Origin of the sequence: Streptomyces sp. NPDC093094 (genome assembly GCF_044754345.1) — a bacterium.
GTDB lineage: Bacteria > Actinomycetota > Actinomycetes > Streptomycetales > Streptomycetaceae > Streptomyces.
The window spans coordinates 1-11,682 of record NZ_JBIVOX010000051.1 but is presented as its reverse complement, the minus strand read 5'-3'; the positions used below and the strand labels follow the sequence as shown (position 1 = coordinate 11,682).

The window sequence follows — 11,682 nt, the reverse complement described above, 5'->3', positions numbered from 1 at the left end:
CCCGCGCGGCGCCCGGGCCCCCCCCCCCCCCCCCCCCCCCCCCCCCCCCCCCCCCCCCCAGAGCTGTGAACACATCGGTCCTTGCAGGTCTGACCGGCTCCCGAGACAGGCAGGAGCCGGGGAGTGGTGGCCGCGCGTGGCGCAGTGCAGGGAAGGGGGGGGGCGCCGCGCGCGGGGTTCAGGCGATCGTGCCGAGCACGGATGCCAGCAGCGTTTCGTGGGGGGCGGGGCCGGGCTGGAACTGGTCCAGGAGCTGGCGCAGTGCTGTGGGCGGGACGAGCCGGTCACCGCGGCAGGGGCGCAGCCAGTACGGTCCCGGCGGTTCCGTCGCCGACACCGGCGGCAGGGCCAGGTGGTGGGGGCGGCCCAGGCACAGGGCGTGGCGGTGGGGCGTCCAGTGGTCGCTGGTGCCGGGCGGTACGAGCCAGATGAGCCAGGAGCGGTGGGGGTCCTCGATGACGGGCCCGCACGCGTCCGGCTGTTCGTCGCTCGTGTGCTGGATGCCGTCCATGACGGCGACGGCTGCGTGGGCCTGGGGGCCGCTCGCGGTGACGACGATGTCGAACAGGTGCCCGCCGAGGGGGAGCTGGAGTACGTCTTGCTGCTGGAGTGCCATGAGGCTGCGGACGCGGGCGGCGAGGTCGGCCATGTCGGGGGCGATGTGCCGTGGGTCGAGGGTTCCGGTGGTGGGGGTGAATCCGGCCGGGGCGGGGTCCGGGAGTGTCCTGCCGGGGGTGGCTGTGCGGCGGGGTAACTGCTCGGTGAGGCTCATTCGGGGTCCTTCTCGTCGAAGGAGCACACGATGGCGGTGACCGTTTTGCCGACCACCTGGCCGTCGGCGTGGAGCTTCGGCTCCCATGACAGGCGGCCGCCGTAGTGCTGCACCCACCACAGGCCACGGCCCTTCGGGTGGGAGGCGGAGGTGACCTTGTCGAAGTCGGGGAAGGCGGGGTCCGCGTCGTCGACTTCGATGCGAAGTTCCTCGGTCTTTGAGGACACGGTCAGGCGGATGCCGACGCAGCCGTCGTTGAACGGCTTGCCGTGGCGGGCGGCGTTGTCGACGAGTTTGTCGCTGATCTGTCCGGCGGCGTCGATGTCGCCGGCCCAGCCGACCACGGTGAGCCGGGGCCGGACCCGGAGACGGGCGTTGGCGCCGGCGGCGTCGTTCGCGACCAGTTTGGTGCTCCAGAGGAAGCGTGGGGGCTGCGCCTGTGCCATCAGCGGTAACAGGGCGAGAGTGGCGCTGACGGGGTGTCCTTCGGGCGCGGAGACCGCCGACTGTTCGCTCGTCGGGGCTTGCGTGGCCGGGGGAAGACATGTGGCAGGGTCGGTCGGGGGGTTCGGGTGCATCACGTCACCGTTGCGGTAGTGGTCCGGGAAGGACGCGCGGTCGGCTGTCGCCGCCGTCACGTCCTCGGGGGGCAGAGAGCGGCAGGATCCTCCGTGCCGCCGGGCTGTGTGCGGCCCCGGCGGCGTGCAACCAGTCAACGAGTCGCGAGCGCCCGACAACAGGAAAGGTCCGGGTTTGGGGCATGCCGGCCGCCCGGAAGACTTTACGTTCGCATTACCCGGTGCCTGGGCGGCAGCGTGAGACCGGTATTACGTTCGGTGCATGGGAGCGAATCGCATCCTTCAGAGCCGGATGGATCAACGCGGCCTCACCCAGGACGAGTTGGCCGATCAGCTCAACCGAGCGCTGCACGAGATCACGGGACGGCCGGGGGAGATCTCCTCACGGACGGTGCGCAACCTGCTGAACGGGTCGAGCCGACGTCCAATCGGCCGGACTTGCGCCGCACTTGAGCGTGTGTTCGGCTGCCCGGTGGCGGACTTAGGGTTCAGCGCACCCAGCTCCATGCAGCACCCCCCGGAGGACCCCGTGCGGCGTCGTGACTTCCTTGTCTCCACCACAGGATCGGCAGCTGGCGCCGTCCCTGTCGCCCGACAACGCCGGTCGGTGGGCATGTCCGACGTGGCCCGAGCGGCGGCCGTCATGAACGGTCTCGTGGAGGCGGACGACCGCCACGGCGGGCACACGTCCTTGGCCACCACAGCCCTTGAAGGCCGGGCCAGGGTTCTCGAACTCCAGCAACGCAACGCCAGCGAGCGCGTGCGCCGCGCCCTGTACGCGCTCGCCGCCGAGTACACCACCATCGCCGCCTGGTCGTGCATCGACCAGCGCGATCTGGACGTGGCGCAGAGACATCTGCACGAGTCGTCCACGTTCGCCGGCCTGTCCCAGGACCCGCCGACAGTCATGCGCGTATGGGTCAACCTGGCCATCCTCGGCTACCAGCGCCAGAACGGGCCGCACCAACTCGCCGCGGCACAGGCGGCCACCGCCTCCCGAGCTGCCCGCAGGGATCCGTTCTACGGCTCCATGAGCCGCGTCCGTCTCGCCCTGGCCCACTCGACGCTGGGGGACCCGCGCGCAGCCAAGAGAGCCCTCGGGGCGGCGCAGGACACCCTTGGCAGGGCATCCGAGGACGAGCGCCCCCGCTGGACGGCGTTCTACGGACCGGCCGAACTCCACCACCTCGCCGCCATCATCCTCAACCAGCACGGGGAGCCAGCCGAGGCAGAAGCCAGGGCGCATCGCGCTCTGGCCAAGATCCCCGCCCAGTTCCAGCGCAACCGGGCCCTGGCCACCTGCCAGCTCGCCCTCGCACAGCTGCGCCAGGGCGAGCCGGAGCAGGCCACGGCCACCGCAGCCACCGTCTTCACGATCATGGACGGCGCCCCGCTCCCTGGACGGATGCGCACACTGATCGGAGACTTCCACCGAGACCTCTTCCGGCTGGCGCCGTCCACGACGTACGCCCGCGACTGGGCAGACCGCATGCGAGAAGAATGGAGCCGAGCGTGACCACGGTGACCGACCTGCGGCACTACTCCCACGGAAGCCTCCCGGAAGGCTTCCGGCAGATGCTGATCGACGTGCACGCCTACGCCGACGCGATGGACAACGAGTTCAACCAACGATTCCCTTGGTTCGTCGACCACTGGTCGGCCATGGACGGCTTCACCTGCGTCGTCGCCTTCGACGCAGACGAACCGACCGGCTTCGCCTACGGCGCACCGCTCCAACCGGGCCGCGAATGGTGGCGCTCCACGGGCTTCGCACCGGGAGACGGCCACGCCGCCACCTATGCCGTCTCCGAGGTCATGGTGCGCCCGCAGTGGCGCAAACAAGGCATCGCAGATCGCCTGCATGAAGCCCTGGTGCAGGAGCGCAGCGAGGATCTCGCCGTGCTCCTCGTCGACGTGACGCACCCGAAGGTCCAGAAGATGTATGAGACATGGGGCTACGAGAAAGCAGGCGAACAGCGGCCCTTCGCCGACTCCCCGCTGTACGCCGTGATGGTGAAGAAGCTACGCCCATGAAGTCGGCGAGGGACAGCCGATGGAATGGCCTTGGCCACATTTCCCGGCATCCCTCCTGGGCGATGACCGGTTCGCCTCCCGAACCCCACGGGCTCGGCTGTTGCCGCTGCGCCTTGTAACTTCCGCGGGCCGGCCACATGGTTGGACCGACCGGTGAGGTCCTCCCCAGCACCAGCTTGTCGGGCACGTTCGCTCCTTCGCCCGCATGCTTACTCAGCTGCAAGGCCACCAGCTGCCGGCGTGGATCGAGACCGTGACCACCGCTGACCTGCCTGGCCTACAGCGATTCGCCCGGCACCTGGAACGCGCCTCGACGCCGTCATAGCGGGGCTCTCGCTGCCGTGGAACTCCGGGGTCGTGGAAGGCCATGTCAACCGGATCAAGATGCTGAAGCGCCAGATGTCCGGCCGCGCATGCTTCGAACTCCTTCGCAAGCGCGTGCTGCTCTACTCCTGAGCCTGGCGCTTACCTTCGGCGTCCGGCGAAGGTAGTTCGCTTTCGGCGGCGAGGGTGACTTGGGCAGTCCACGACCAGGGCTCCTGAGGCGGATCCCAGCTCACCTTGACGTCGGTGTTGTGGAAGTCGCGCGCGAGTTCCGCCACCATTACCGCCGCTGCGGCCCGAGCGTCTTGCGGGTCGGTGTTGATCGCCACGTCCAGGCGTCCGCAGAGCATTCCGCCTTCCGCGGTGAGGACGCTGGTGCGCCAGCCTTCCGGCGTCGCCAACAGGACGATCCCCTTCGGAATGCCCCAGGCGGGCCGCTTCACCTTCTCCTTCTTGCCTCTGACCATGCCGCTATCCAACATCGTCGGGATCATGACGATCAGCGGGGGGCAGGATCAACCGCCGCGACGCGGTTCGGTGCCTGTCTTGCACGGCAAGCTGAAATTCTTCAGGACGCATCGGTGATGAGCCCGAAGCCCTCCGGGAACTCTTCCAAGAACTCGCGGCGAGCCGGGTTGCTCTCGGCGGCTGCCATCTCCCCGAGCAGGGCGATCATCTCCTGCTGCTGATCTTCCGACAGCGTGCTGATCAAGCGGGCGACACCCTCCATGACCTTGACCGCGTCGTCCTGATCCATCTGGTCGTCTTCGCTGCCGTCGATGAACCACAGGACATCGACCAAAGCCTCGGTCAAGGCGCGGGTCAGGGATGGGTACGAGGACGTCACGAAGGGCTCCCAGAAGATCAACGGCGCAGTCCGGCTATCCCACCACACACCACTGACATCACTCATCACTGTCCGTGAGTCACCACCGAAAGTGGACCAGGGCCGTTTTCTTTACAGTCCCGGCTCAGTCGTTGGGGCAGATGATGAAGAGGGGGTAGGCGAGTCGGCGGGGTTGGTCGCCGATCTCGCTGAGTGCGGTGCGGATTTCGTGCAGGTGGCGGGTGGTCATCTGCAGTGGGGGTTCGTGGGGCTGGTGGGTGGTGCGGATCGGGTAGTCGACGCCCGGTTCGGTGGTCATCTCGATGTGGCAGCCCAGGACGTGGGTGACCGGTCGGTGGCGGCAGAACTCGATCAGGCGGTCGATGGTCCGGGTGAAGGCGGACCAGTTTTGGATGTAGAGCCGGCCGGGGTAGACCGTGTCGCCGGTGAGCAGGATCCCGGTCCACGGGTCGTAGAACGTGACCGCTGCCTCGTGGTGCCCGGGAGTGGCCAGGCACTCGAGGGTACGGCCTCCCAGATCGACCCTTGCCGTGGCGGTGGGGTCCTCGTCGAATCCGAAGTACTTCCAGGCGGTGGCGAGGTCCGCGTCGACCACGGTTGTGTCGGGGCGGTCGGTGAACTGGCTGTCGCCCGCGATGTGGTCGCCGTGGCCGTGGGTGTGCAGCACGAGCAGGTGGTAGTCCTGTCGGGGATGGCGGGCGAGCCAGCCGTCGACGAGCTCGTCGACCACTTGGCGCAGCGGGAAGAACTCGGGGGACGCGGTGGCCCCGGTGTCGATCAGCACCGCTTGCGTGTTGCCGAACAGCAGGAACAGGAACGGCGCCTCGTAGTCGATCGCCATGTTCTGCCGCAGGATGACCGTGTGCTCGTCGTAGGCGTGGACCTGGATGTCCGGGTCGGTGTTGTGCTTGGACGACGGTGAGCCGTGGATCCAACGGACGTCCAACCCGCGGGGCCGGGGAACCTGTCCGCCGAAGTCGATGAACGGTGTGTCTGCGGCCATGACGCCTCCTGGGTGCGTCGTCCTGGCAGGCCGGGTACGGCGCACATCTCGTCCGGGGCTGGCACCTGCGCGCCTGCGCCGTGAGGCTACCACCGGATCGATCGACGACCCGCCCGGTCGCCCCCGTGACGGGTAGCGTCAGCCGCTTTGGCCTGCTGCGGGTGTTCCGGCGCCGGGACGACGGCATCGGCGGGGACGTGCGCCGCGAGATCGTCACGCATCTGCACGCGCTCTCCGTCACCTGCGTCGACGTGCGCGTCCACGACAACGTTCGGCACGATGTCACCTGACCCCGCTTCGGGGAAGCCTCCGCGTCGAAACGTGCCACGTGATGGGCGGCGCGCCGATGAGGGAATCGGCGCACGCGCCTGCTGTCGCGGGCACGTTCATCGAAGGATCGGGCAGCTGGGGTGGCGATTGCTCCGCCCGCGCAGGGCCGCTGCGATGCCCTCGTCGGTTGTGCCCGTGGCGCGAGGTGTCGATCACAGGCGTCGGGGAGAGATCACTCGGCCAGGGCGCGGGTGGAGCAGTCGCTGCCTGTCGCTGTGATGGCTCTCGCGGACCCGTACACGGACAGTGCCTGCCAGCGGCGTTCGAAGTCGGCGCTCTGGCCGGCGATGTAGTCGGCGCTGAGGGGCTTTTGATGCTGCGCGGTGATGCCCTGGACAGCGCATCGTCGGGCTATCGCGTCCGGCGACGGTGCCGACCTGCCTCCTCGCTGCCCGGCCCAAAGGTGGTAGACGCGGAAGGGCAGGAGGTAACGGCGCAGGGTGGAGGGGCTCACCGGTTTACCGCCGACGCGGCTGCGCAGGCCCTGGTCCGAAAGAATGACGGAGAGCCGTTCGGCGCTGGGTTCCTCACCGTGCTCGGCCCGGTACTCGTTCCACGCGAGGTAGTAGCGGTCGACTGTGGTGAGCGAGGAATGCGTGCGGGCACTGCCCGCTTCCGGTGCTGCGCCACCGGCTGCGTCGCTCGCGGGGAAGTTGCGTGCTGGCAGGGCGGCGACCCGGTCCCGCGGGCCGGCTGGTCCCGGTTGGCCTTGCCGCGGAGGGCGATCGCCGACGTGCCTGTGGCTGGCGGCCGCGCTCCCCTCGGTGGGCGGCTCCCGTTCGCCGGTCTTGTCCTGCCGGGGGGTCGTGGCGAGTTCGTCCTGTATCGCACTGGCGAGGGTCTGATCCCGTCGGTGGATGCGCTGCCTGGACGACCGCTTCCGCGCCGATGGCCGCGGCCCGGGCGTGGACGTCCCCGCCCTCGCCCCCGTCGCCGACGTCGTTGTCGGGGTCGGTGGTGGCGAGGATGAGGCCGGGGCGGGGGTGCATGTGGCGAAGTCGGAAGGTGGTGTAGCTGCGGTTGTCCAGGATCACCAGCGCAGCCGCCCGGTACTCCTGGGTGGTGAACAGGGAGGGGAGGGCAGGTGCAGCAGCGGGACGGGGCTGGCCAGCAGGCCGATCGGGTCGTCGTCGCGGCTGTCGGTGATGCAGGGCTCCGTCGTTCTCGCGGTCAGCCCGACAGAACCGGTAGGGGTCTGATGCCCCAAGTCGGCTGTGATGGTGATGGATCGGCGGATACACGCGCAGGCACGGCCCCCGGTGATCATGGAGTGTCGAGTTCGCTGATCACCACAACGGAAGACCGTGCCTGCCGCGTCATCATCGCTCATCCCCGCCGGGCTGGGCCAACTCGCCGGTTGCGATCCGGCCCGCCCCGGTGAACTGTCCGGCCTGCTGGACCGGCTGTCCCGCCTGCCCGACCCGCGCTGTCTCCGGGGCCGGCGTCACCCGCTGTCGTATGTCCTGGCTCTGGCCGCCTGTGGAGTTCTGGCCGGAGCGAAGTCCCTCACCGCAATCGCCGAGTGGGCCGCCGACGCCTCTGACCGGCTGCTTCTCCAGTGCGGGGCCACGCTGCGCGATCCGGACCGGCCCTACCGGGCGCCCAGCGAGGCGACCGTGCGCCGTGTACTGCAGCGCATGAACGGCGACGCGCTCGACGCGGCGATCGGCAGCTGGCTCACTGCTCGTGCGGACGCCTCCCGCGCCGCCGAACAGAACACACACCCGCCGTCCCGCCCGGTGCGGGCGGCGGTCGCGGTGGACGGCAAATCCCTGCGCGGCGCCATCCGCGCCGACGGCCGCTGCGTCCACCTGATCTCCGCGCTGCGCGGCGACGGCATCGTGCTCGCCCAACGCGAGGTCGACGCCAAGAGCAACGAAATCACCGCGTTCCGGCCGCTGCTGGACCCGCTGGACCTGACCGGTGCGGTGGTGACCTTCGACGCGCTGCTGACCCAGACCGACCACGCGAAGTACCTGGTCGAGGAGAAGGGCGCGCACTACATCGCCGTGCTCAAGGGCAACCACCCGACCCTGCACGCGCTGGTGAAGGATCTTCCCTGGAAGGAGGTGCCGCTGATGCACCGCACCCGCACCACCGCGCACGGCCGCGACGAGATCCGCCGCATGAAGGCCGTCACCGTGCCCAGGCTGCCGTTCCCGTACGCCGGCCAGGCACTGCAGATCGTCCGTCGGCGGCGCACAGCGCGCACCGGCACGGTGTCGCTCGAACGCGTCTACGCGGTCACCAGCCTGACGGCGCACCAGGCGAACGCCGCCGACCTGGCGGAACGCGTTCGCGGGCACTGGGCAATCGAGAACCGTGAGCACCATGTCAGGGACGTGACGTTCGGAGAGGACGCCTCGCGGGTGCGGACCGGCAGTGCACCGCGGGCGATGGCCTCTTTACGGAACCTGGCCATCGGCGCGCTCCGCCAGGCCGGGTGGGACAACATCGCCGAGGGCCTGCGCCATCACGGGCGGGACATGACCCGGCCACCAGCCACCCTCGGACTCACGTGATCATTCCGCGCCAACCGCGAGAACGACGGAGCCCTGACCACGGCCCGGGCTACGGCAGGTCAGCGTTTCGACGGTGACACAGTCGCACCGGGACCTGCCCCTTCTTGGCGTGCTCTGCACCAGGCGTGGATTTTCAGATCGAAATGGAGCGCCCGCTGGCGAGTCTGCTCCAGGTCTCCTCCCATTCCGGTAGCTGTTTTTCGTCCAGCCTGCAACCGAGGAGGAATACGTGGAGCTGTCGTTTGTCGGCTGGGAGCGCCTGACGGTTGACGATCCGCGCGAGTGTGCTCAGGGGCAGGTGCGCGGCGCCGCCGGCCAACTTCTGGACTTCGCGCAGCGGAGGAGCTCCGGCCCTCTCATAGAGAATGACCAATGCGAGGCTGTACTCGGCCCAGTTGGCGATCAAGCGGGCTCTGGGGGCCCGCAGGAGCAGGTTGCCGCGTTCCTCCATCCGTGCATTCGCCCATAATGCGTGCAGGTCATGCGGGCGTGACGCCAGATGCAGTCGGTCAAGGGCCTGAGGCGGGGCGGCGTGGTGACAGGTGTTGACGAACTCCATCACCCTGAACAACCTCGGCACATTCACGCCGGAGGCGGTTCGTTTGTAGGTGGCGGCCGATGCTTCACCAAATTCGCCCATACCGTCGTAGGTCACCTCGGCGAGCTCGCGGATGGTGCGAAGCCTGAACGCTAATGCCGACCGATGATAGGGGCCGGTGATGGGCTTCTCTTGACGCCCCATGGCCGCTACCTGTTGCCGGTGAGGGCGAGGACGCCGTGCGCGAGGGCGATCAGGAGACGGCGTCCGCCGGTTACCCCGAGCGTCACCAGGACGCCGATGGCGCCGCAGCCGAGCAGCAACTCGAAGATGGCCGCAAGCGGCATGCCTTTGCTGTGGAGGGCGCAGCCGATCGCCGGAAAGGTGATCGTCGGCAGCACCTGTGCCAGCGAGAGGCGGTGCGGGACGGGCTCGCCCGCCGGATCGGACCGCGGTGCCTTAACGGGCCGGGCATCAGGTACGACGTGACCGTCGGGAGCTTTTGGCATGGTGGATCCCTGAGTGTCGGTGTGGGGCCTGAACAGGCCCCACGCTGGGTGCAACCCGCCCCTGTAGCCGCGCAGTTGGCGCTGCGTGACGTACGGGCACTGGCAGTGTCCCAGCAGATGCAGGGCTTCCGGAAACCCAACCGGCATACCGAATACACCCATAAGACCGATTTCTCGCCTCGTTGGTTCATCGGTGTTCACGAAGCGATTACTTGCCGGTAGATTCCCGGGGCGGCAGCCTCTGCCTGGCCTTATGCACCCGAGCCCGCGCGGTCCGACACCATGAACGGGACACTTTGCCCCTCGCGCGCTTGCGGAAGATGCAGATATCTATGGTCGAATGGATATTCGCTCATCCGTGTACAAATCGTTCTTGCTGCAGCCCCGCCTGCAGACGCAGACTGTTCCACAGGAACGGGCAGCTACTGCCCGAACAGCCCTGGTCCACTGGGTGCAACCAAGATTCAAGGGCATCGGCGGAGTCGTGTTGGCGCACGTCCCGCCCGAAGGGGGGAGGCAGACAGCCTCCCCCCTTGTTGCTTTCGGCATGCCGGACCACCAGGACGGCGTCACCGGCTTCGGCTCGTCAAGGTGATGCTGGATCGCCGAGGACCAGGCCGGTGCCGGCTATGAAGCCGTCGAGGGTGTGGGGCCGGTACCGGAGGCGTTCGAGCCGGTTGCGGACCAGGGTTTCGAGCCGGTCGAGGCAGACCACGGCGAGGCCGGCCAGGCTGCGCTCGACGTGGGCCCGTACGCCTTCGACGGGGTTCAGGTCCGGCGAGCACGCGGGCAGCAGGAACACCGTCAGCCATTCACGCTCGGCGATCGACTCACGCATGGCATGGGAGACATGAGTGAGCCCTTTTCAAGCTGCGGTGCCTGACCGCGAGTTGGACTGTCCTGAGCAACGACGAAGCTCCTGGTAGACGGGTTCTCGACCAAGATCACCCGTGTCCGCCAGGAGCTTCGCGTGCTTGTCTACCCGTCCTCTATTGATCTGTCCAGCCGCACCCTGCGGTTCCTGACCGGACAACTGACAGCCCGGCGGCAGGAGATCGGAACGCGGTGGCGGCGCCTTCCCGCCGCACGTCAGGCACTGCTCGCCCTGGCCCATCTACGGTGCGGTGACACCTACGCCCAGCTTGCTGCCGGGTTCGACATCGGGATCGCGACCGTCTACCGCTACATACGTGAAGCCGTCGAGGCCCTGGCCGCCCTCGCCCCGTCCCTGGCCGAGGCGATGAAGACGATCCGGACGAAGGCGTTCGTGATCCTCGACGGCACCCTGCTGCCGACCGACTGGGGGCACCTCCCGGCCGAAGGCTGGGGGACATCGCCGCCGACACCCCGTACCACTCCGGGAAACACAAACGCCACGGCATGAACGTCCAGGTCCTCACCGATCCGTTCGGACGGCTGCTCTGGGCCTCGCCGGCTCTGCCCGGCTCGACTCACGACCTGACCGCCGCGTGGCAGCACGGCATCATCGAAGCCCTCGCCGATGCGGGACTCAAATGCTGGGCGGACAAGGCATATCAAGGCGCCGGCGGACCCGTCCGCATACCGTTTCAGGGCCGCCGCCTCAAGCGATGGAAGCGTCGCCACAACACCACCCACGCCAAGATCCGCTGCCTTGGCGAGCGGGCCATGGCCACCCTCAAGAGCTGGCGGCTCCTACGGAAGCTCCGCTGCAGCACCAACCGAATCACCGACGTCGTGAAGGCTGTCCTCGTCCTCCACCACGCGTCAGCGTGAGGTTGGAAAACGCTCATGGTCAAGGGGAGCGACTGGATGCCTGGCTGCATTCTCGTCGACGGCGCCCTGCGGGTCGTCGGGCTCACGCGCGGACAACTGCCCGCCAGGCTTTTTTGCCCGCAGGTCGTCACCGATACGGGTGTGAAGCTGTCCAAGTCCCTCATCCGCGACGGACGTGCGGCCTTGCCGGACGGCGCCGCCCCGTGGATGCCCGGCACCCGTCAGTGGCCGGGCTCGTTGGTGGAGTATGCCGACCGACTGCTCGGCCTGGCAGACGTGTTACTCGCCGATCCACGCCACTTCTACCGCTCGTACTCAGCCGGGGAGCTCGGCCGGCTGATGGCCACAGCAACAGCGAGGAGCGCTCCCGCCCGAGGGGCTTGTCCCTGAGGAGTGGACACCTGTTCGTGTCGTTATGCGGCAAAGGTCAGGGTAACTGACTGCTGTTCGTAGGGGATCGGTGCCTGCTG

At 68.4% G+C, this 11,682-nt stretch carries 14 protein-coding genes, 1 pseudogene and 1 riboswitch; of the genes and pseudogenes, 6 read left to right on the top strand and 9 right to left on the bottom strand.

Going from position 1 to position 11,682, the window contains the following annotated elements; all coding sequences use genetic code 11:
• Positions 1–178: 178 nt before the first annotated feature.
• The gene (locus ACIQGV_RS40575) at positions 179–772 is read right to left on the bottom strand and encodes a hypothetical protein (protein WP_402504747.1); all 594 of its coding nucleotides are present in this window, start codon (positions 770–772) and stop codon (positions 179–181) included.
• On the bottom strand, positions 769–1,218 hold the full coding sequence (locus ACIQGV_RS40570) for a hypothetical protein (protein ID WP_402504745.1): 450 nt from the start codon (positions 1,216–1,218) through the stop codon (positions 769–771). The genes ACIQGV_RS40575 and ACIQGV_RS40570 overlap by 4 nt, the downstream gene beginning before the upstream one ends.
• 745 nt (positions 1,219–1,963) lie before the next feature.
• On the opposite strand from ACIQGV_RS40570, the gene ACIQGV_RS40565 reads away from it, so the two are divergent.
• Together ACIQGV_RS40565 and ACIQGV_RS40560 are read left to right on the top strand one after the other, a co-directional pair.
• Positions 1,964–2,866: an XRE family transcriptional regulator gene (locus ACIQGV_RS40565; RefSeq protein ID WP_402504743.1), complete on the top strand. Its 903-nt coding sequence runs from the start codon at positions 1,964–1,966 to the stop codon at positions 2,864–2,866.
• On the top strand, positions 2,863–3,384 hold the full coding sequence (locus ACIQGV_RS40560; RefSeq protein ID WP_402504741.1) for a GNAT family N-acetyltransferase: 522 nt from the start codon (positions 2,863–2,865) through the stop codon (positions 3,382–3,384). The genes ACIQGV_RS40565 and ACIQGV_RS40560 overlap by 4 nt, the downstream gene beginning before the upstream one ends.
• 446 nt (positions 3,385–3,830) lie before the next feature.
• Here the strand turns inward: ACIQGV_RS40560 and ACIQGV_RS40555 are convergent, their stop codons facing one another.
• The 3 genes from ACIQGV_RS40555 to ACIQGV_RS40545 all read right to left on the bottom strand — a co-directional run bounded on the left by ACIQGV_RS40555 (position 3,831) and on the right by ACIQGV_RS40545 (position 5,558).
• The gene (locus ACIQGV_RS40555; protein WP_402504740.1) at positions 3,831–4,202 is read right to left on the bottom strand and encodes a hypothetical protein; all 372 of its coding nucleotides are present in this window, start codon (positions 4,200–4,202) and stop codon (positions 3,831–3,833) included.
• A 74-nt stretch (positions 4,203–4,276) separates the two neighbouring features.
• Positions 4,277–4,621, bottom strand: coding sequence for a hypothetical protein (locus ACIQGV_RS40550; protein ID WP_402504738.1), 345 nt, complete (start codon positions 4,619–4,621; stop codon positions 4,277–4,279).
• A 58-nt stretch (positions 4,622–4,679) separates the two neighbouring features.
• Positions 4,680–5,558, bottom strand: a complete 879-nt coding sequence (locus tag ACIQGV_RS40545) for an MBL fold metallo-hydrolase (RefSeq protein ID WP_402504736.1) — start codon at positions 5,556–5,558, stop codon at positions 4,680–4,682.
• An 11-nt stretch (positions 5,559–5,569) separates the two neighbouring features.
• Positions 5,570–5,637, bottom strand: a riboswitch (guanidine-III (ykkC-III) riboswitch).
• Between the two features lie 46 nt (positions 5,638–5,683).
• On the opposite strand from ACIQGV_RS40545, the gene ACIQGV_RS40540 reads away from it, so the two are divergent.
• Positions 5,684–5,848, top strand: coding sequence for a hypothetical protein (locus ACIQGV_RS40540; protein WP_402504734.1), 165 nt, complete (start codon positions 5,684–5,686; stop codon positions 5,846–5,848).
• 212 nt (positions 5,849–6,060) lie between these two features.
• Here the strand turns inward: ACIQGV_RS40540 and ACIQGV_RS40535 are convergent, their stop codons facing one another.
• Positions 6,061–6,342, bottom strand: a complete 282-nt coding sequence (locus ACIQGV_RS40535; RefSeq protein ID WP_402504732.1) for a hypothetical protein — start codon at positions 6,340–6,342, stop codon at positions 6,061–6,063.
• Positions 6,343–7,192: 850 nt separating this feature from the next.
• On the opposite strand from ACIQGV_RS40535, the gene ACIQGV_RS40530 reads away from it, so the two are divergent.
• On the top strand, positions 7,193–8,410 hold the full coding sequence (locus ACIQGV_RS40530) for an ISAs1 family transposase (protein ID WP_402504730.1): 1,218 nt from the start codon (positions 7,193–7,195) through the stop codon (positions 8,408–8,410).
• A 133-nt stretch (positions 8,411–8,543) separates the two neighbouring features.
• Here ACIQGV_RS40530 and ACIQGV_RS40525 read toward each other — a convergent pair whose 3' ends face one another.
• The 3 genes from ACIQGV_RS40525 to ACIQGV_RS40515 all read right to left on the bottom strand — a co-directional run bounded on the left by ACIQGV_RS40525 (position 8,544) and on the right by ACIQGV_RS40515 (position 10,295).
• Positions 8,544–9,152, bottom strand: coding sequence for a hypothetical protein (locus tag ACIQGV_RS40525; protein ID WP_402504728.1), 609 nt, complete (start codon positions 9,150–9,152; stop codon positions 8,544–8,546).
• Positions 9,153–9,157: 5 nt separating this feature from the next.
• Entirely contained in the window at positions 9,158–9,295 is a 138-nt protein-coding gene (locus tag ACIQGV_RS40520) for a hypothetical protein (RefSeq protein WP_402504726.1), read from the bottom strand.
• 748 nt (positions 9,296–10,043) lie between these two features.
• Positions 10,044–10,295: a transposase gene (locus tag ACIQGV_RS40515; RefSeq protein ID WP_402504724.1), complete on the bottom strand. Its 252-nt coding sequence runs from the start codon at positions 10,293–10,295 to the stop codon at positions 10,044–10,046.
• A gap of 132 nt (positions 10,296–10,427) precedes the next feature.
• Here ACIQGV_RS40515 and ACIQGV_RS40510 point away from each other — a divergent pair.
• Both ACIQGV_RS40510 and ACIQGV_RS40505 read left to right on the top strand, forming a co-directional pair.
• A pseudogene (locus ACIQGV_RS40510) lies at positions 10,428–11,212 on the top strand (transposase family protein).
• Positions 11,213–11,248: 36 nt separating this feature from the next.
• Entirely contained in the window at positions 11,249–11,602 is a 354-nt protein-coding gene (locus ACIQGV_RS40505) for a hypothetical protein (RefSeq protein WP_402504722.1), read from the top strand.
• The last annotated feature ends 80 nt before the right edge of the window (positions 11,603–11,682 follow it).